Below are 18827 nucleotides of genomic sequence, written 5' to 3'. Positions count from 1 at the left end.
CGGAGGCCTGCAAGCGGTCAGAGCGCGTCCAGGCCAATATCGAGAACCGGCGCCGAATGGGTCAGGGCGCCCACCGAGATGACGTCCACGCCCGTTTCGGCGATGCCGCGCACCGCTGTCAGATCGACCCCGCCCGAAGCCTCCAGCACGATCCGCCCTGCGACGCGCGCAACGGCGGCGCGCAGGTCGTCGAGGCTGAAGTTGTCCAGCATGATGACATCGGGCGCCGCGCCCTCTTCGATCAGGGCCAATACGGCGTCCAGCTGATCCAGCCCATCGACCTCGACCTCCACCTTCATCAGATGCGGCGCAAAGGCCCTGGCCCGGCGCACCGCCTCGGCGACCCCGCCGCAGACGGCGACGTGATTGTCCTTGATCAGGATGGCGTCATCCAGACCGAAGCGATGATTAATCCCGCCGCCGCAGGCCACGGCGTGCTTCTCCAGCGCGCGCAGCCCCGGCGTGGTCTTCCTCGTGTCCGCGATCCGCGCATTCGTCCCGGCGACGGCCTCGACATAGGTGCGCGTCAAGGTCGCCACGCCGCTGAGCCGTCCGACCAGATTGAGCGCCGTTCGCTCGGCCGAGAGGAAGGCGCGCGCGTCGGCCTCGACAACAGCCAGCACGGCGCCCGCGTCAAAGGCGTCGCCGTCTCTCAATCTCAAATCGACCGATGCCCTGGGGTCCATGGCCAGAACGGCCAGACGCACGCAGTCGATGCCCGCCAGAACACCGGGCTTCCTGGCTGCAAAGGCCGCCTTCATCCGCGCACCCTCTGGGATGCAGGCCATGGCGGTCACATCGCCGGCTCGACCCAGATCCTCGGTCAGCGCCAGCCGCACGACAGGCTCGATCAGAACTTCTGGAAGTCGTCTCATTCCGCCGCCTCCAGCGCCGCCGGGTGGGGAATCCGCACTCGCGTATGCACCGCCGCCCCATCCGTCTGCGGATAGTCCGACCGGTAGTGCCCGCCCCGGCTCTCGCGCCGGTCCAAAGCCGCCTTGGCGATCAGCCTCGCCGCCAACAGGACGGCCGCCGGCCCGTGCCGGCTCTCCAGCCGGTCGATAAGGGCGATCAGGGTCTGCAGTCCCTGCGCAGCACGCACGACACCCGCATGAGCCGTCATGGCGGTCCGCAGTTCGGCCATCGCCGCATCCGGCAGGTCGGGCGAGATGTCAGCCGCCAAGGGGCGGCCGCCGCCGACTTCCTGGGCCGCCGACCGGCCCGCGCGTCGACCGAAGGCCGCCGCTTCCAGCAGGGAGTTGGACGCAAGCCGGTTGGCGCCGTGGACGCCGGTCACCGCGCACTCTCCGACCGCATAAAGGCCCGCGACCGTCGTGCGGCCGTCGGCATCGGCGGCGATCCCGCCCATGTGATAGTGGCATGCCGCCATCACCGGGATCGGGCTGACGCGCGGGTCCAGACCGGCGCGCATACAGGCACCGAAGACGGCGGGAAACGCATGAGGAAACTCGTCCCCGATCGCCGTGCGTGCATCCAGAAAGGCTCCTCGCCCGTCGGCGCACGCCGCATGAACTGCGCGCGCCACCACGTCGCGCGGTTTCAGATCGGCGTCGTCCGCCTCGCCCAATAGAAAGCGCCCCTGACCATCGATCAGTCGCGCGCCCTCACCCCGCAAAGCCTCGGTCGCCAGCGGCGCGGGGTCCAGTCCAACGTCGATAGCCGTGGGGTGAAACTGCACGAACTCGGGATCGAGGATTTCCGCGCCGGCGCGCGCGGCCAGGGCCATCCCCTCGCCCTTCAACGCCGCCGGGGTCGTGGTCGCTGCGAACAGACCGCCCGCCCCGCCCGTGGCCAGCACCACCGCCGTCGCCGTGATCTCGACCAGGCGGTCGCCGCGCACGACCACCGCCCCGACCACTCGGCCGTGGGCGTCCTGCGACAGGGCCTTCAGCCGCGCGTCGTCCCAGACCTCGATCAACTTTTCGGCCCGCACCGCCGCAACGACGGCCGACAGGATGGCCCGGCCCGCCCCGTCGCCGCCGACCCGGGCCACGCGGGGAACGGAATGGGCCGCCTCCAGGCTGACGACGAAGCCGCCGTCCGCATTCCGGTCGAACGGCGCGCCCAGGGCCGCCAGCCACTCGACCGTCTCGCGCCCGGCGTCGGTCAGGGCGCGCGCCGCGACCGGCTCGACCAGACCTGCGCCCGCCGCCTCGGTATCCCTGGCGTGCAATGCGGCCGAGTCCTGTCCTGTCAGCGCCGCCGCCATCCCGCCCTGCGCCCAGGCGGACGAACAGGCGTTCAGCAAAGGCTCGGGCGTCACGACCAGAACCTTGGCCCCAGCCTTCGCCGCCTCCAGCGCGGCCGACAGCCCCGCCAGGCCCGCCCCGACGATCAGAGGTCCGTCATGCCGCGTTCGGTTCATCGTCCAAAGCCCAGGTAGTTGAGGCCCAACTGCACTGCGCCGGACGGATCGCCCGCGGTCATCGGCATTAGGGCGCCGACGGCCGCCGCCGCGCACACCGCCAGGGTCAGCAGATAGAGGGCCAGGCTCTTGCCCGCCTCGGACCAGCTCAGCGTGCCCCAGGCCGCACGCCAGACGCCGCGCTTCAGATGACTAAACACCGACAGGGCCAGGAAGGCGGCCAGGATGAACCGCCCGGTCGTCAGCCCCCACCAGACCACCGCGACACCGATGACCAGCAGCACGATCTGCTCCAGACGCGGATGCACACGCGTTAGGATCGGCCCTAGAGCCTTGGATCCATCCAGAGGCGGCGCCGGCACGAGGTTCACCAGATTGAGCATGGCGATGAAGAAGGCGCCCATCAGCCATTCGCCCTGCCCCAGAACCATCCAGACCCCGACGAAGGGAATCATCGCCAGCAGGCCGAACGCCGGTCCGGCCAACGACACCAGAACCCCGTCCCACTCGCTCTTCGGCTCACGCCGCGCCTTGGCCAGGCCGCCGAGGAACGGGATGATGTAGATGCGGGCCGGCCCCATGCCGAGCTTGTTCATCGCCAGGGCGTGGCCCGCCTCATGGACGAACAGGCCGATCAGCACCGCGCCCGCCACGATGGCGCTGCCCGTGATCCACCACAGGAAGCCGCCCATCAGCGCCGTGGACAGTATCGCCCAGACCAGGCTCTGGTCCTTATCGATCGGCGCTTCGGCTGCGGGCGCCGGCGCAGTCTCACGCGCCCGTGTCGTTTCAGGCCTGGCGTCCCACGGTCCCGGCGTGCGGCCAAGAGTACGGTCAGGCGTCTGATCTGTCGTGTCTGTGTTGCTCATGGCGTCCAGATGGGCGCAAGGATCCGCCCCGTCGCCGGGACCGATCGCCGCGTCACGCTCAGATCAGCTCCACATCGACGTGGTGGCGCGCCTTGACCAGGTCGTAGCGCGCGGGAATGGCGGGCGGCGGCAGGTCGATCATTCGCTGCACCGCCAGGCGTCCACGCTCGATCATGTCGGCCGGCACCGTGACCTCGAACTGCATGTTCAGCAGGCAGTCGTGGATGTTCTGCAGCGTGATCCGCTTCATGTGCGGGCACAGGTTGCACGGGCCGATGAACTGCACGCCCGGCACGTCGCCGGCCACGTTCGAGGCCATCGAACATTCGGTGATCATCACCACCTGTCTGGGCCGGCGCGCCTCGACATAGTCGGTCATCGCCGCCGTCGATCCGGCGAAGTCCGCCGCCGCCAGCACATCTTCCGGGCATTCGGGGTGCGCCAGGATTTCCGCGCCCGGATAGGCGGCGCGCATCTCGGCGATATCGTCCACCGTGAACCGCTCATGCACCTCGCAACGGCCTTTCCAGGCGATGATGCCGACTGTCGTCTGGGCCGCGACGTTGCGCGCCAGGAACTCGTCGGGGATCAGGATGACGCGGTCCACGCCCCATTCCTTCGCCGCCCATTCCACCACCTGAACGGCGTTGGCGCTGGTGCAGCAGATGTCGGTCTCGGCCTTCACATCGGCGGTGGTGTTTACGTAAGTCACGACCGGCAGACCCGGATAGCGCTGCTTGATCAGCCGCACATCCGCTCCGGTGATGGAGGACGCCAGCGAGCACCCGGCGCGCAGGTCGGGGATCAGCACGGTCTTTTCCGGCGACAGAATCTTGGACGTCTCGGCCATGAAGTGAACGCCCGCTTGGACGATCACCCTCGCATCCGACCGCGCGGCCTCCTTGGCCAGCCCCAGGCTGTCGCCGACATAGTCGCCGACCCCGTGGAAGATCTCGGGCGTCATATAGTTATGGGCCAGGATCACGGCGTCGCGCTCGCGCTTCAGCCGGTTGATCTCGCTGATCAGCCGCGCCTGCGCAGGCCATTCCAGCGGCGTGACGTGGTCCTTGACCTTGGCCCACACCCCGGCGGTTTCCCGCTCCAACTCTTTCGTCAGACCAAAGGCGCCGTCAGCCATGATCATCTCCATACCCTTATGCTCACATTTAGCATAAGCAGGCGCAATGTAGGCCGATGCGGGCGCTGTGCAAGAGGAAATGCATTCCTATTTCCGCAACTCACCGACGACTGCGATGTGCAAAAACCGTTCCCAACAGTGCGGATATCGCCTAGACGGCAGCCTACTTCTTTGCCTTTAAGCGCCTATTCACGACATTTCCATGCAGGACACCATCCGCCGCATCCTCACCGCCCGCGTCTATGATGTGGCGGAGGAAACGCCTCTCGACCCGCTGCGCCGCCTGTCGGCCCGGCTCGAGCGGCCCGTTCTGCTAAAGCGGGAAGACTTGCAGCCGGTCTTCTCGTTCAAGATCCGCGGCGCCTATAACAAGATCGCCGGCCTGTCGGAGGATCAGTTGTCCAAGGGCGTCATCTGCGCCTCGGCCGGCAATCATGCGCAAGGCGTGGCCCTGGCGGCCGCACGTCGCGACATTCCCGCCACCATCGTCATGCCCACCACCACGCCCGGCATCAAGGTCGCGGCTGTCCGGGCCCTGGGCGGCGACGTGGTTCTGCAAGGCGACAGCTTCGACGAGGCCTACGCCCACGCCCGTGAACTGGAGAGCCGGACCGGCGCGGCCTTCATCCACCCCTTCGACGACCCCGACGTCATCGCAGGCCAGGGCACGGTGGGGCTCGAGATCGCCCGTCAGCACGCCGACCCGATCGAAGCCGTCTTCGTGCCCATTGGCGGCGGGGGTCTGGCCGCAGGCGTCGCCGCCATCGTCAAATTCCTGCGTCCGGAGACCCGGATCATCGGCGTCGAGCCGGTGGATGCGCCGACGATGAAGTCCGCCATCGACGCGGGCCAGGTCGTGACCCTGGACGAGGTCGGTCTGTTCGCCGACGGCGTCGCCGTGCGTCGAGCCGGGACCGAAACCTTCCGCCTGTGCAAGGATCTGTTGGACGAGATCGTGCTGGTGGACACCGACGCCATCTGCGCCGCGATCAAGGACATCTTCGACGACAGCCGCGCCATCGCCGAGCCCTCGGGCGCCGTGGCGCTGGCCGGGCTGAAGGCCTGGGCCGCCGCCCATCCCGGAAGCGGCAGTCTGATCGCCGTCAACTCGGGCGCCAATCTGAACTTCGACCGGTTGCGCCACGTCGCCGAACGGGCCGAAATCGGCGAGGGCGCCGAGGCCTTGCTGGCCGTGGCGATGAAGGACGACCGCGACGACTACCGTCGATTCCTGGATAGTCTGGACGGTCGTTCGGTCACCGAATTCAACTATCGCTGGTCCGGCGACGGGCAGGCGCAAATCTTCGTCGGCGTCGCCCTGCGAAACGGCCCGCACGAGCGCGACGATCTGATCGCGACCCTCCGCGCTGGCGGCTATGCGGTCGAGGACATGAGCGACAATGAGACCGCCAAGCTGCATGTCCGCTACATGGTGGGCGGCCGCACCGTCGGCCTGCCCCACGAACGCATCCTGCGCTTCCAGTTCCCAGAACGCCCCGGCGCCTTCCTGCGGTTCCTGAATAGCCTGCAACCCGCCTGGGCCCTGACGCTGTTTCACTATCGCAATCACGGCGACGACGTCGGTCGTGTGCTGGCGGGCATCAGCGTGCCGCCCCAGGAACAGGATCAACTGACCGCCGCCCTGGCCGATCTGGGCTACCCCTACGTCGACGAAACCGCCAATCCGGCGTGCCGCCTGTTTCTGGACGGCGCGTAACTACGTAGTGCGACCTTAACCGGGCGTTTGCGGGCGGCGGCGCATGAGTACAGGCCTACGGAGCCCGTCATGTTCTCGTTCAATCGCCTGTCCATCGCCCTGACGCTCGCCGTCGTGGCGGGGCTCGCCATCGGCGCCTTGATGATCGTCGCCGCTATCGGCGTGACGGCCTATTCCGGCGCGATCGTCCGCGACATGGCCGGCCGATACGCCGAAAGCGCTGCGCTAGAAGCCTCGCAAGAAATCCGCAACGAGATCATCTCGGCCGGCACGGGCGCCAAGACCCTGGCCGCGACCTTGGGCGCCGCACGACAGACGGGACTGACCGACCGCGCCGCCTATATGGCGCTGGTCAAGCCGAACGCCGAAGCCACCGATCAGGTGATGGGCGCCTGGTTCATGGCCGCCCCGGACGCCGTCGGGGCCGACGCCGCCCACATCAGGGATGCGGCGAGCAGTTCGAACGTCAACGGACGACTTTCAATCTATTGGGTGCGCCGCGACGGTCAGATTTCCCTGGAGCCTGAGGCTGACGGCTCGGACTTCGAACAGGCCTATTATACCGAGCCCATGGCCAGCGGCGCGCCGGTCGTGGTCGAGCCGTACGAAGAGAACATTGGCGGCGGCAAAGTCGCGATGACCTCGGTCGCCTATCCGGTGCGCGCCAACGGCCGCATCATCGGAGTCGCGGGCCTGGACATCACCTTGGCCAACCTGTCGCAGCGCTTGGCGGCGATGAAGCCGCTGGGCACGGGTCGCGTCACCCTGGTGTCGAACAAGGGCGTCTGGGTCGCCCATCCGGACGCCGCCGTGCGAGGCCAAGCCTATGCGGACGCTGGCGCGGACATCGTGCGCAACGTCATCGCCAAACGCCAGGCCCAGGCGGTCGAGGGCGTCAGCGTGAACGGCGAGCCGGTTCGACGTCTGGTGCAGCCTGTGATCCTGCCCGGTCAAAAGGCGACCTGGGTCGTCGTACTGGACATTCCCGTCGCGACGATCGAGGCCCCGGCGCGGCAGTTGGCCTTGATGCTTCTGGTCGGCGGCGTTCTGATCATCGCCGCCATCATCGTCGCCCTACTGATCACCAGCGACCGTCTCATCCGACGCCCGCTTGCGCGTCTGACGGCCGATGTGCGGACCATGAGCGAAGGGCGTTATGACATCCCCGTCGCCGGTGCGGACAAGGCCGACGAACTGGGCCAGATCGCGCGGGCGCTCGAAGGGTTCCGGCTCGAGCTTGCGGACGGTCTGGCGCGGCGCGACCAGCAACAGCGCGAACGTGCGGCCGCCGAAACCGATCGTCGCCGGCACGCCGAGGAGACGGAGCTCTTCGCCGCCTCGCAAACGCGCGCCGTCGAGACTTTGGGCGAAGGTCTGTCGCGCCTCGCCGCCGGCGAACTGGCCTGGCGAATGCCGGAGGCGGGCTTCACCGCCGACACGCGTCGCATCCCGGAAGATTACAACGCCGCTTTGCATCAGTTGCACACGACGATGACCGGCATCTGGACCACGGCTCAGTCGATGCGCGGCGGATGTCAGGACATCGCCGCCGCCGCCGACAGCCTGTCGCGCCGCACCGAGCAGCAGGCGGCCGGTCTGGAACAGACCGCCGCCGCGCTGGACCAGCTGACGCAGACGGTACGCAGCAGCGCCGAAAACGCCGAGCGCGCGCGCGACATCACCCAAGCCGCTCAGGCGGCGGCCGACAAGGGCGAGGCCGTGGTGCAGGACGCCATCGGCGCCATGTCGGAGATCGAGCAGTCGTCGACCCAGATCAATCAGATCGTCGGCGTCATCGACGAGATCGCCTTCCAGACCAGCCTTCTGGCCCTGAACGCCGGCGTCGAGGCCGCCCGGGCCGGGGAAGCCGGACGCGGCTTCGCCGTCGTCGCCTCCGAGGTGAGGGGCCTGGCCGAACGGTCGGCCAGCGCCGCCAAGGAGATCAAGGCGCTGATCGCCCTGTCGCAAAGCAATGTGCAGCGCGGATCCGATCAGGTGTCGCTGACGCGCGACAGCCTCAGCGCAATCGCTGTCCAGGTGGCGGAGGCCAACGCCCTGGTTCGCACGATCGCCGCCGCGACGCGCGAACAGTCGGTCGGCATCGGCGAGATCAATGTGGCGATCAATCAGATGGACCAGTTCACCCAGCAGAACGCCGCCATGGTCGAGGAATCCACCGCCGCCAGCCACGCCCTGACAAACGAGGCCGGCGAACTGGAGGGTCTGATCAGTCGCTTTGATCTAGGTCAGACGGCGCAGTCGAGACGCGCCGCCTGATCAAGCGACGGGCGCCACGTATAGCGCCCGTCTGTCTTCACGCCTTGTCGATGGCGGCGGCGATCTGATCGCTGGAATGGCCCGTCAGGTCCTTGGCGATCTCCCCGACTAGCTTGGCTTGAAGGTCCTTGTGCCAATGCTTGCGCAGTTCGCCCAGCGTCTTGGGCGCGGCGATCACCAGCAGTTCGTCGATCTTGTTGGTAACCGACCATTTGTTCAGCACCTCGGCGACGCCCATGGCGAAACCGTCCTCGGCCTGGGTGTCATTGTCGGGGTTCGCCTCATTGGATCGGCGGCCGGCCGAACCCGACACGCGATCCGCAATGGCCGGGGTTTCCAGCGGCGTCAGCTTGATGTCCGAAGCGTTCGTATTCTTGAACAGGGCCAGCTTCTCGCCATCGACCACCGCCACCAGCGCGCCATTGGAAAGTTTCATCGTCGATACTCCAGTGTGTAGGGATCGAGACAACGAACCGGGACGCAGGCCGTTGCCTCGCGCCGCCGATCCCATAGTGTCGCGCGACAAAACCGCCGGGAGATGAACCATGCCTGACGTCCTGCCGCTGGACCGCCGCCGCCTGATGGCCCTGGGCGCATCGGGCGCCGCGGCTGCGATGCTGCCGGGGTGCGCGACCATGACGGCTGCATCGCCGCGCCAGACGGTATGGACCTTTGATCGCCTGGCCGACATCGGGGGGATCGAGACCCGCGTGGAGGGCGCGCCGGGCCTGATCGACAGCCCCTTCGGCCAAGCGGTTCGGTTCGACGGCGTGGACGATGCCCTGTTCATCGATCAGCATCCGCTGGCCGGGGCCGAAACCTTCACCTTCGAAGCCCTGTTCCGACCCGACGGCGGCGCCTTCGAGCAACGCTGGTTTCATCTCGCCGAAGAGGCGCCGGCCGGTCAGCCGCCGTCGCAGACGCGCTTCCTGTTCGAGATCCGCGTGGTTCAGGACCGTTGGTACCTGGACGCCTTCACGCGCGGGCCCGGCTACAACCACACCCTGATTTTCCCCGAGCGGCTCCATCCGTGCGGACAGTGGTTCCACGTCGCGCAAACCTTCGACGGCGTCCTGTACCGGGCCTATGTCGACGGCGTCCTGCAGGGCGAACACCCGGTGGCGTTCAAGCCGCAAGGGCCAGGCCGCGCCTCGGTCGGTTGCCGCATCAACCGCGTGAACTACTTCAAGGGCGCGGTGCGTCAGGCCCGCTTCACCCACGCCGCCCTGCCGCCCGAACGGTTCACGCGCGGCTAAAGCAGCCGGCCGCCCGCTTCATGCGCCAGCAGCCAGCGTTTGCGCTCAAGTCCGCCCGCATAGCCGGTCAGGGTCCCGTTCGCGCCGATCACGCGGTGGCAGGGCACGATGACGCCGACCGGATTGGCGCCGTTGGCCAGACCCACGGCGCGGACGGCCTTGGGCGCGCCGATGGCCGCAGCGAGCTGACCATAGGTGCGGGTCTCGCCGGTCGGGATGTCGCGCAACGCCTTCCACACCGCGCGTTGGAACTCCGTGCCGCCGGTGCGGACCGTGATGGCGTCGAAGGCGGTGAGATCGCCGCCGAACCAGGCCTCGACCGCCCGACGCACCGGCTCCGGCGCGCGGCCTTCGGTCAGCACGACCTCACCGTAGTGTCGACGCAGCAGCAGGCGCAGACGGGCTTCGTAATCGTGGAAATCAAGCGCGCGTACCGCGCCGTCGGCGTCGGTGACGACCAGCACCTCGCCTACCGGGGACGGGATGCGATCCAGGGTCAGATGCATGTCAGGCTGCTTGGTCATCTCGCCGCTCCTCGCTCAGGGCCCAATAGAGTGCGCCATAGGCCCGCCACGGCCGCCACCGCTCGGCGCGCGCCAGCAGCGCGGCGTCCGTCGTCGCCAACCGGTCGCTGGGCGCATCCTCGCCGGCGTCGATCCAGTCGCCCGCAAGCCTCAACCCCGGCGTGGCCCTGATTGCGGCGTGCAGAACGGGGTCGGCCGACAGGTCGCGCGTGACCGCCTCGGGATCGGCGGCGAGGTCGAACACGCGCCGCACCCGCGCCAGTACGCCCGGCAAGGCTTTCAGATTGTCGATCCGCGCCTCAACCGCCGCTTCGCCCGGTTGAGCGGGGCGCACCGTCACCGCACCCTCTGTGCCATCCACGTCGGAGCGCAGCCGCCGAGTCCAGACGCCATCGACAACCGCCTCGCCCGCGACGCCGCGCGTCGCCAAGGTCGTCATCATGACGGGCCAGTCATAGGGCGGGCGGTAGGACAGACCGATCTTGATCACCCCGCCCGCTTCGGCCTCGACCTTGCGACGCCGCAAGTCCGACGGCGCGCGACCATACAGGGCCTGAAACGTCTCGTTGAAGCGCCGGACGCTGCCGAAACCCGACGCCATCGCCACCTCGGCCATCGACAGGTCGGTCTCGTGGATCAACTGTTTGGCCAGAAGGACGCGCCGTGTCTGGGCCACGCTGACCGGGGCCGCGCCCAGATGCTGGCGGAACAGGCGGCGCAGTTGCCGCTCGCCCATGCCCAGCCGTGTCGCGAGGGCGTCCGTGTCGCCGACATCCAGCGCGCCGGCCTCGATCAGGGCCAGGGCGCGGCTGACGGTGTTGGACGTGCCGCGCCAGGCGCCCATTTCCGGCGCCGTCTCGGGCCGGCACCTCAGACAGGCCCGCAGACCTGCTTCCTCGGCCGTTGCGGCGCTGGGGTGAAAGACCACATTCTCGCGCTTTGGCGTCCGCGCCGGGCAGATGGGACGACAGTAGATGCCCGTCGAGGTCACGCCGGTGAAGAAACGCCCGTCGAAACGGGCGTCCCGCGCCACGACGGCGCGCCAGCAAGCCTCCTGATCCAACACCTGATCCATGTCTGAAGAATGCGCCGCCCGCCCGACGATGTCTCGCGGTTTTCGGACATGGATCGGATCAGTCTCTCAGGAAGAACAAGGCCTCGACCGTCGTATCCAAGGCTCGGGCGAGTTCCAGCGCCAGAACGGTCGAGGGCACGAAGACGCCGTTCTCGACCGTATTGATGGTCTTGCGCGAGACGCTGGCCTTGTCGGCCAGCCCCTGCTGCGTCAGGCCCGCGGCGGTGCGCGCCTCCTTCAGCCGCGAGCCGAGTCTGGGATCACCCATCGCGACCGGCCTCGCGATCCAGCCAGGCGAACCGCAGGCCCGCCGACGCCCCGCCCAGCGCCAGCACATAAGGCAGGGCCAGCACGCCATAGTCCGCGCGCCACAGGCCCAGACCCAGCGCCACGGTCACCCCGCCCATCAGCACGACGAAGGCCAGGATCATCGACCGCGCCCGCAGAACCTGGGTCAGCTCATCTTCCATCAGACGGCGGTTCTTCTTCGCGTTCCAATCCCAGCCCATCAGCAGAACAGGGATCAGCCAGCCGTACAGGACCGGCAGCAGAATCTGCACATAGGCGCCGAGATTATGGTCCCCGCCCAAGACCCGTTGCATGGCGCTGTGAGCCTGCACCATGAACATCAGCATGATAACCGGATAGATAATCAGTAGTCTTGCGCGCTCGCGCTGCAGCTTGTCGCGGCGCGACCCTTCTCCACTTGCAGTCACATCAATCGGCCGGCCGGGCCGCCCGCACCAGGCCATAAGCCCACCCACGATCAAGAGGCCAAAACCCACGCCCGCAGCCACACCCGCCGTCGTCGCTTCATCACCATCGGCTCCGAGAAAAAAGGCGAAGCCCGCACCGTTTACTAGGGCGACTGCACCGACGACCGAAATCGCGATGCCGCCCCACCAGCATTTGCGCCGTTCACTTTTCACCCGCAAAACCGCGGCGTTTTCATCCTTGTTCACGACTTCCTCCTGAAGTAACCTTGAGGTGACATATCACCTATAGGTTACACGCCGTCAAGAAGGGCGTCGCCTTTATCGACCGATGACCAGACGCGCCGCCGCGCGGATCACACGCACCACTTCGGCGGCGAAGGCCCAAACCACCATGACCATCAGGATCGTCGCCACGCCGCCGACGTCCTCGCCGGAGCGGCCGATCAGAACCCGAATCCGATCCACGAATTCGGTGACGCTGCCGACCCAGATCAGCGGCGACAGCGCCGACCCGAACCAGACCCACAGCAGACCCAAGGCGGCGGCGATCCCGAACGCCAGGTCGCCCAGCGCCGTGACTCGCGCGTTGCCGCCCGACGCCGCCCGCATCAGGTCGAAGCCGATGCGGCAGGCGGCGAACAGGGCGACCGGCCAATAGGCGACCCGCACCATGTCAGCCAGAATGCGCCCGTAATCGACGCCGTCGACGACTCCAGCCAGCTCTTCCGGCCGGATCGGCGCCACCTGCAAAAGACCCGTCCACCACAGCAGCACCACGGTCCAGCCGATGGCGCTCGCCACCGCACGCGACACAGGCGACATCTCGGCGCTCTTGCGCACGGCGCGGCCCGACTTGGCCTGCCCCATGCTCCGGCCGGACCACTCGCCGTTCGCCAGCTTCTGCCCCCACTGCTCGGCGTCGAAATCGCCGCCCAGTTCGAACAGACCCAAGTCCTTGACGCGCCACTTGGCGATGAAGTCCGGCTTCTTCGACTGACGCTCCAGCACGAAGCCGACGGCTGTGAGCAGACCGACGACCGTGATCGCGCCGCTGATCAGGCTGGAAATGCCCTGCCCGATCGCCTGGCCCACATAGACGTCGCCGACCAGGACCCGCACGGCCAGGCCGATCAGGGTGACGGCCGCCATGACCGTCAGACCGACCTTCAGCCCGAACATCCACCACGGATAAAGCTCAGGCCCGATCAGCGCCTGCGGTCCTGCGCGATAGCGCGCCGCCACGCTCAGCGGATGACCGACCTCGCGCAACAGATTCTCGACCTCGTCGTCGGTCGGTGCCCCTCCCAGCCGGGCCTCCAGCGCCTCCAGACGCCCCATGATCTCGTCGCGCAGCTCGGCGACGATGTCCTCGCGGTTTTCCTTCGGCAGCTGGGCCGCCACGGCCTTCAGATAACGTTCGACCAGGTCCATGCTCGCCTCTCCCTCTTTCCCGGTGTTCACAGCATCTTCTCCAGCGAGGCCGACAGGCCGCGCCATTCCACGGCGAGCCGTTCCAGCATCGCCTCCCCACGCGGCGACAGGCGGTAGAACCGCTTCCGGCGCCGCTCCTCCTCGCGCCATTCGCTGTCCAGCAGCCCCTGGCTCTCCAGCCGACGCAGCAGCGGATAGAGGGTGCTCTCCTCCATCTCGACCCCGACCTCGCCCAGGGTGACCCGCAGCGAATAGCCGTATTGCTCGCGCCGCAAGCTCGCCAGCACGGCCAGGATCAACGACCCCCGCCGCAGCTCCAGCCGCAGACTCTCGAACAGCAACGCCTCGTCGTTCTCGCTCACCCGCCACCTCCGTGCGCCGCATAGTGTGTGATACACAGTGTATGAGGCATACTGTGTGAGGATGTCAAGCTAGGCCGACCGCAACTAGGCGCAGGTCAGCGCGCTATGGCGGGAGACATCCTCAAGCACTAAGTTCTGTTCATGAACCGTTCTTCGACGCCGAAGCCCGCCGCCGCCAAGCCGGCCAAGCCCGTTCACGTGCCAAATCCGGGGGTGCAGGAGGCGTCGGCCGCCTTCCTGCGCGACACCGGAAAAATGCCGATGTTCGCTCCGGTCGCCGGGCCGCGCCTGACGCCGGAGGAGCCGGTCGCCGCGCCCGCCGACTGGGTGCCGCACCGCCCCTCGCACGAGGGCAAGAAGAAGGGCGGCCGCTTCCGCTTGGAAACCAAATACACGCCCGCCGGCGACCAGCCCGCCGCCATCGCCGAACTAGTGGCCCAGGCACAGGCTGGGGATCGCGACCAGGTGCTGCTGGGCGTCACCGGCTCGGGCAAGACCTTCACCATGGCCAAGGTGATCGAGGAAACCCAGCGCCCTGCCCTGATCCTGGCGCCGAACAAGACGCTGGCGGCCCAGCTCTATTCCGAGTTCAAATCGTTCTTTCCCGACAACGCGGTCGAATACTTCGTCAGCTACTACGACTACTACCAGCCAGAAGCTTATGTTCCGCGTACGGATACGTACATTGAGAAAGATTCAAGCATCAATGAGCAGATTGACCGGATGCGGCACTCTGCGACGCGAGCTATACTAGAACGGGAAGACGTCATTGTTGTGGCGTCAGTGTCCTGTATTTACGGGATCGGGTCGGTTGAGACCTATACGGCGATGACGTTCACGCTGAAGGTGGGGGACCAGATCGACGAGGCGAAGCTGCGGGCGGATCTGATCGCGCTGCAGTACAAGCGCAACGACCTGAACTTCGACCGGGGGATGTTCAGGAAGCGGGGCGACGTGATCGAGATCTTCCCGGTCCACCTGGAGGATCGGGCGTGGCGGATCAGCCTGTTCGGGGACGAGTTGGAGGCGATCCAGGAGTTCGATCCGCTGACGGGCAAGAAGACGGCCGATCTGAACGAGATCACCGTCTATGCGGCCAGCCACTATGTGACCCCGCGCCCGACGCTGAACCAGGCCGCCGCCGGCATCAAGGCGGAGCTGAAGGAGACGCTGGACTGGATGGTCGAGAACGGCAAGCTGCTGGAGGCGCAACGCCTGGAGCAACGCACCCGCTTCGACCTGGAGATGATGGAGGCCACCGGCAGCTGCGCCGGCATCGAGAACTACAGCCGCTGGCTGACCGGCCGCGCGCCGGGCGAGCCGCCGCCGACCTTCTTCGAATACATCCCCGACAACGCCCTGCTGTTCGTGGACGAGAGCCACGTCACCATCGGCCAGATCAACGGCATGTTCCGGGGCGACTACCGCCGCAAGTCGACGCTGGCGGAATACGGCTTCCGCCTGCCCTCCTGCATCGACAACCGCCCGCTGAAGTTCGAGGAATGGGAGGCCATGCGCCCCCAGACGGTACACGTGTCGGCCACCCCCGGCCCGTGGGAGATGGAACAGGCGGGCGGCGTCTTCGTCGAACAGGTGATCCGCCCTACCGGCCTGATCGACCCGCCGGTCGAAATCCGCCCCGTCTCGGGCAAAACCCGAAATCAGGTCGACGACGTCATCGACGAGGTCAAGGCGACGACGGCCAAGGGCTATCGCAGCCTGGTCACCACCCTGACCAAGAAGATGGCCGAGGACCTGACCGAATATATGCATGAGCAGGGCATCCGCGTTCGCTACATGCACTCCGACGTCGACACGCTGGAGCGGATCGAGATCCTGCGCGATCTGCGGCTGGGCACCTTCGACTGTCTGATCGGGATCAACCTGCTGCGCGAGGGTCTGGACATCCCCGAGTGCGGCCTGGTCGCCATCCTGGATGCGGACAAGGAGGGCTTCCTGCGCTCGGAGACCTCATTGATCCAGACCATCGGCCGCGCCGCGCGCAATGTGGACGGCCGCGTCATCCTGTACGCCGACCGCATGACCGGCAGCATGGAGCGCGCCATCGCCGAGACCGACCGCCGCCGCGAACGGCAGATGGCCTACAACGCCGAACACGGCATCACGCCCGAAACGGTCAAGCGCGACATCAAGGAGATCATGGACAGCCCCTATGAGTCGCGCGAGATGGATCGCCTGACCAGGCCGGGCGTGGCCGAAGCCTCCAAACCCTTCGTCGGCTCCAACTTCCAGGCCGCCCTGCGCGACCTGGAAGGCCGCATGCGCGAGGCCGCCTCCAACCTGGAGTTCGAGGAAGCCGGCCGCCTGCGCGACGAGATCAAGCGCATGAAGCTGATGGACCTGGAGTTCGCCAACGAAGCCCTGACCGGCGCCGGCGAAACCGTCGACAAGTCCGCGCCCAAACGCTGGCGCGCCGAGGCGGCGGCGGAAGCGCAGGAGCGGTTCAGGAAGGGGCGGCTGTAAGCCGACTCCGCGAATCACTTCCGATCAAGTTGATTGATCAGTTGTGAACTCTAGAACCGGCACCTTCATCAAAGGCGGCAAACGTCTCATCGCTTACGAGCTTGCTCGCTCGGGCGATGCTGACGCATGGAACGCATGGCGTCAGGAAAGCGACATTTTTGGCGATCATCAACGTTCGCGCGTAAATCTTTCAGTCACAGACTTAACCGATCGCCGATTTTCGGGATACAATCTTACAAATGTTTCGTTTTATCGGTCGAATCTATCGCGCTCAAACCTAGAGAGCGTCGATCTTGCCTATGCAGATCTTCATGAATGCCGGCTGATCGAGGCAAATCTCTCTCGGTCAAATTTACGATATGCGCGCTTGTCGCGCGCTTACTTGAGAGGCGCGATTTTAGACTTTGCAGATCTGCGAGGTGCAGACTTACGTCGCGCCAGCCTCACGTCTGCGTCGATCATAGGCTGCGACCTCCGCGGGGTGGATTTAAGCAGCACCCGTGGACTAGACCAAGCGCAGCTTGATGACGCTATTGGGGATGGTCGTACTCGTCTCCCACACCACCTTTATGCGCCTGCAAGCTGGGACATTTATGAAGGCGAGCGCCATAATGACGACGAAGGCATCGAAGATCTTCGCATCATACCCGCCAGCGTTGAAGTTGCTGTTATCGGCGGTATCGTCCAACTTTCCCGACAACCTGGCGATGCGCATTTTGCATCAACAGCCGACCCCGTTGCTCTGCGCAGAGAAATTCTTGCTGACATCGAGCAACTAATGCCTCGATGGGGTAACGTTCCTGAATTGGTCCGAGCGGTAAATCGTTACGTCGAGGAACTTAGAAAAGATGATGGCGACATCATCATGATCGGCGTTCGTGGATTAAAGATGCAGACTATTTTTGCCGCTGTTTCAGGGTCCAATGATGCTGATGCTCCCGAAATGCTTCCTGACGCTGTCGGAAGCATGAGGGCAATCCTACTTCAACATTTCCTATTCATCAGTCAGTCTCATAAGTGGAAGGCATTTTTAGAAGAAGCTGCGCTAGCTCCATATTCGACCGACGATCGGGAAGCGGCCAAAAACAGCAGTGCGGAAGTAGCGAATGTTTTGGACAATTATCAAGACGCTTGCGAGTCTCAAGTACCACGAGCTATCGAAATAGTCGCGGAAGAAGTCGATATAAGTGATGATGCTCAGAAGCTTGCCGTCTTCAATGCCTTTGCCAGCGTCGAAAACCTTTTCCGGAGCCTCATCACCTGGATCGTGCGTGAAGCTAAGCGCTTTTTAGGCGACGCTTGGACTAGCTTCAGAGAAAACTTGGCGAAGGTTGTCGGCACAAGTATGGCGGGATTAGTCGTCGCGTTATTTACAAGTAAAGTTGCCATTACCCTCGCCAATGCATATCCTGAAAGATTTGCGTGGCTAGCCCAAGCTATTGAGATGCTCAAGCCAATCCCATAGCTGCTGCTGACTAAAATGACGGGAATATCAGGCGGCAACTTTGCCACTGACTTGTTGCGCCGTTAACATTTACTATAACTGCGCCTACTGATTATCCGAAGAGATTAGCTGCTGGAAGCAAGATCAGATTAGGGATTTCACCGCCTTTTGTGGTTTGAGCCGAAACGACCCCTCATCCGACCTCGCTTCGCTCGGCCACCTTCTCCCGCAAGGGGAGAAGGATTGGTGGTCACAACTCATCCAGCGTCTTCTCCCACTCCTCCATCGTCACTCTCCCCCGCAGGGGGCCAAGGAAGAGGTCGAGGCCCTGGGAGATGCGGCGGTCCTGTTCGCGTTCGATGACGGGGTCGAGGCCGGCGGCGCGGAGCTGGTCTTCGAGGGCGGCGATGCGGCGGTCCAGCTGGACGCGGCGGGCCAGTTGGGCGTGGCCCCATTCGGTGTTGGCGCGCTCCAGCTTCTGCTTCGCCTGCCAGTACTGGCCGCGCAGTTCCCAGTCGCTCTTGTCGCTGGTGTTCATGGCGAAGCGGCGCTCGGCCTCCGCCTCATTGGTCAGGATGTCGAAGACCAGTTGCAGGGGCGCGTTCTTCACCGTCAGGCGGGCGGCGCGGCCGGGGCCGTCGCGGTCGGCCAGTTTGCGATAGGTCTCGGCCAGGGCCGCCAGGGCGCGGGCCTGGGCGAAGTCCTGGGCGTGCAGGGCGCGGCCCGAGGCCTGGGCGGCGGCGCGCGCCAGGGCGGCTGGGTCATTGGGGTCGTCGGGCGACAGGTCGGCCGCCTCCTGCGGCGACAGGGGCTGGGGCGCGGGCGTCGCGGCCTCGCTGCGCGGATGGCGGGACCAGCCCTCCTTCGTCGCGCGAGCGCGGATCGAGGCCTCGGTCACGTCGTGGCGGGCGGCGACGGTCTTGGCGTCGAGGCCGGACAGATAGTCCTTTCGGACCTGGGTCCAGACCTCGGGCGGTTTGATCTTGTAGCGGCGTTTTTCCATGCGGGCATTATGGGGCGGTCTCTACCCCAGGCCGGGAGAAGGCCGATTTTCGAGGCTAGAGATTTGATTTTCCACATCGCGAGATGTCAGGGGTCACGCGCCAGCTGTGCATGAGGCGCGGGTGCGACCGATGATGACGCAGGGG

Annotated in this window: 17 protein-coding genes; 5 read left to right on the top strand and 12 right to left on the bottom strand. The window is 66.0% G+C overall.

What is annotated here, in order from left to right:
• Nucleotides 1–17: 17 nt before the first annotated feature.
• From nadC to nadA, 4 genes are read right to left on the bottom strand one after another with little or no spacing between them, the layout of a single operon-like run.
• Nucleotides 18–875 carry a carboxylating nicotinate-nucleotide diphosphorylase gene (gene nadC, locus VH88_RS02465; protein WP_045809827.1) on the bottom strand — a complete coding sequence of 286 codons (858 nt, stop codon included), beginning with the start codon at nt 873–875 and terminating at the stop codon, nt 18–20.
• Nucleotides 872–2386, bottom strand: a complete 1515-nt coding sequence (locus VH88_RS02460; RefSeq protein WP_045809826.1) for an L-aspartate oxidase — start codon at nt 2384–2386, stop codon at nt 872–874. The genes nadC and VH88_RS02460 overlap by 4 nt, the downstream gene beginning before the upstream one ends.
• The gene (locus VH88_RS02455; RefSeq protein WP_045809825.1) at nt 2383–3255 is read right to left on the bottom strand and encodes a metalloprotease; all 873 of its coding nucleotides are present in this window, start codon (nt 3253–3255) and stop codon (nt 2383–2385) included. The genes VH88_RS02460 and VH88_RS02455 overlap by 4 nt, the downstream gene beginning before the upstream one ends.
• Nucleotides 3256–3313: 58 nt before the next feature.
• The gene (nadA, locus tag VH88_RS02450; RefSeq protein WP_231576555.1) at nt 3314–4405 is read right to left on the bottom strand and encodes a quinolinate synthase NadA; all 1092 of its coding nucleotides are present in this window, start codon (nt 4403–4405) and stop codon (nt 3314–3316) included.
• A 190-nt stretch (nt 4406–4595) separates the two neighbouring features.
• Between nadA and ilvA the strand changes: the two genes are divergently transcribed.
• The gene (ilvA, locus tag VH88_RS02445; RefSeq protein ID WP_045809824.1) at nt 4596–6110 is read left to right on the top strand and encodes a threonine ammonia-lyase, biosynthetic; all 1515 of its coding nucleotides are present in this window, start codon (nt 4596–4598) and stop codon (nt 6108–6110) included.
• A 69-nt stretch (nt 6111–6179) separates the two neighbouring features.
• A complete protein-coding gene (locus tag VH88_RS02440) occupies nt 6180–8387 on the top strand; it encodes a methyl-accepting chemotaxis protein (RefSeq protein WP_045809823.1) in 2208 nt (735 codons plus the stop codon).
• Between the two features lie 37 nt (nt 8388–8424).
• On the opposite strand, the gene VH88_RS02435 is transcribed toward VH88_RS02440, so the two are convergent.
• A complete protein-coding gene (locus VH88_RS02435; protein ID WP_017504716.1) occupies nt 8425–8823 on the bottom strand; it encodes a host attachment protein in 399 nt (132 codons plus the stop codon).
• A 109-nt stretch (nt 8824–8932) separates the two neighbouring features.
• Between VH88_RS02435 and VH88_RS02430 the strand changes: the two genes are divergently transcribed.
• A complete protein-coding gene (locus VH88_RS02430; RefSeq protein WP_045809822.1) occupies nt 8933–9643 on the top strand; it encodes a LamG-like jellyroll fold domain-containing protein in 711 nt (236 codons plus the stop codon).
• Here VH88_RS02430 and VH88_RS02425 read toward each other — a convergent pair.
• From VH88_RS02425 to VH88_RS02400, 6 genes are all read right to left on the bottom strand, one after another.
• Entirely contained in the window at nt 9640–10167 is a 528-nt protein-coding gene (locus VH88_RS02425; protein ID WP_045809821.1) for a methylated-DNA--[protein]-cysteine S-methyltransferase, read from the bottom strand. The genes VH88_RS02430 and VH88_RS02425 overlap by 4 nt on opposite strands.
• The gene (locus VH88_RS02420; RefSeq protein ID WP_231576567.1) at nt 10151–11233 is read right to left on the bottom strand and encodes a bifunctional transcriptional activator/DNA repair enzyme AdaA; all 1083 of its coding nucleotides are present in this window, start codon (nt 11231–11233) and stop codon (nt 10151–10153) included. Before VH88_RS02420 ends, VH88_RS02425 begins: the two co-directional genes overlap by 17 nt.
• Nucleotides 11234–11300: 67 nt before the next feature.
• A complete protein-coding gene (locus VH88_RS02415) occupies nt 11301–11510 on the bottom strand; it encodes a helix-turn-helix transcriptional regulator (RefSeq protein ID WP_017504712.1) in 210 nt (69 codons plus the stop codon).
• Nucleotides 11503–12204 (bottom strand): hypothetical protein, encoded by a 702-nt coding sequence (locus VH88_RS15895; RefSeq protein ID WP_156146728.1) that lies wholly within the window; start codon nt 12202–12204, stop codon nt 11503–11505. The genes VH88_RS02415 and VH88_RS15895 overlap by 8 nt, the downstream gene beginning before the upstream one ends.
• Before the next feature lie 72 nt (nt 12205–12276).
• The gene (locus VH88_RS02405) at nt 12277–13389 is read right to left on the bottom strand and encodes a hypothetical protein (RefSeq protein WP_052689460.1); all 1113 of its coding nucleotides are present in this window, start codon (nt 13387–13389) and stop codon (nt 12277–12279) included.
• A gap of 26 nt (nt 13390–13415) precedes the next feature.
• Nucleotides 13416–13751: a PadR family transcriptional regulator gene (locus tag VH88_RS02400; RefSeq protein WP_045809817.1), complete on the bottom strand. Its 336-nt coding sequence runs from the start codon at nt 13749–13751 to the stop codon at nt 13416–13418.
• 141 nt (nt 13752–13892) lie between these two features.
• Here VH88_RS02400 and uvrB point away from each other — a divergent pair, with 141 nt between their 5' ends.
• Together uvrB and VH88_RS15530 are read left to right on the top strand one after the other, a co-directional pair.
• Nucleotides 13893–16235, top strand: a complete 2343-nt coding sequence (gene uvrB, locus VH88_RS02395) for an excinuclease ABC subunit UvrB (protein WP_045809816.1) — start codon at nt 13893–13895, stop codon at nt 16233–16235.
• A 43-nt stretch (nt 16236–16278) separates the two neighbouring features.
• Nucleotides 16279–17700 (top strand): pentapeptide repeat-containing protein, encoded by a 1422-nt coding sequence (locus VH88_RS15530; RefSeq protein ID WP_082064341.1) that lies wholly within the window; start codon nt 16279–16281, stop codon nt 17698–17700.
• 229 nt (nt 17701–17929) lie between these two features.
• On the opposite strand, the gene VH88_RS02385 is transcribed toward VH88_RS15530, so the two are convergent.
• Entirely contained in the window at nt 17930–18682 is a 753-nt protein-coding gene (locus VH88_RS02385; RefSeq protein WP_045809814.1) for a hypothetical protein, read from the bottom strand.
• Between the last annotated feature and the right edge of the window lie 145 nt (nt 18683–18827).

Source organism: Brevundimonas sp. KM4 (genome assembly GCF_000964075.1).
Lineage (GTDB): Bacteria > Pseudomonadota > Alphaproteobacteria > Caulobacterales > Caulobacteraceae > Brevundimonas > Brevundimonas huaxiensis.
The sequence above is the reverse complement of the archived record's forward strand: the minus strand, read 5'-3'. Positions and strand labels throughout refer to the sequence as shown.

What these genes read in the sequence shown, in the direction of transcription:
- nadC (WP_045809827.1), bottom strand. Translation starts at nt 875, where the DNA reads ATGAGACGACTTCCAGAAGTTCTGATCGAGCCTGTCGTGCGGCTGGCG.
- VH88_RS02460 (WP_045809826.1), bottom strand. Translation starts at nt 2,386, where the DNA reads ATGAACCGAACGCGGCATGACGGACCTCTGATCGTCGGGGCGGGCCTG.
- VH88_RS02455 (WP_045809825.1), bottom strand. Translation starts at nt 3,255, where the DNA reads ATGAGCAACACAGACACGACAGATCAGACGCCTGACCGTACTCTTGGC.
- nadA (WP_231576555.1), bottom strand. Translation starts at nt 4,405, where the DNA reads ATGGAGATGATCATGGCTGACGGCGCCTTTGGTCTGACGAAAGAGTTG.
- ilvA (WP_045809824.1), top strand. Translation starts at nt 4,596, where the DNA reads ATGCAGGACACCATCCGCCGCATCCTCACCGCCCGCGTCTATGATGTG.
- VH88_RS02440 (WP_045809823.1), top strand. Translation starts at nt 6,180, where the DNA reads ATGTTCTCGTTCAATCGCCTGTCCATCGCCCTGACGCTCGCCGTCGTG.
- VH88_RS02435 (WP_017504716.1), bottom strand. Translation starts at nt 8,823, where the DNA reads ATGAAACTTTCCAATGGCGCGCTGGTGGCGGTGGTCGATGGCGAGAAG.
- VH88_RS02430 (WP_045809822.1), top strand. Translation starts at nt 8,933, where the DNA reads ATGCCTGACGTCCTGCCGCTGGACCGCCGCCGCCTGATGGCCCTGGGC.
- VH88_RS02425 (WP_045809821.1), bottom strand. Translation starts at nt 10,167, where the DNA reads ATGACCAAGCAGCCTGACATGCATCTGACCCTGGATCGCATCCCGTCC.
- VH88_RS02415 (WP_017504712.1), bottom strand. Translation starts at nt 11,510, where the DNA reads ATGGGTGATCCCAGACTCGGCTCGCGGCTGAAGGAGGCGCGCACCGCC.
- VH88_RS02405 (WP_052689460.1), bottom strand. Translation starts at nt 13,389, where the DNA reads ATGGACCTGGTCGAACGTTATCTGAAGGCCGTGGCGGCCCAGCTGCCG.
- uvrB (WP_045809816.1), top strand. Translation starts at nt 13,893, where the DNA reads ATGAACCGTTCTTCGACGCCGAAGCCCGCCGCCGCCAAGCCGGCCAAG.
- VH88_RS02385 (WP_045809814.1), bottom strand. Translation starts at nt 18,682, where the DNA reads ATGGAAAAACGCCGCTACAAGATCAAACCGCCCGAGGTCTGGACCCAG.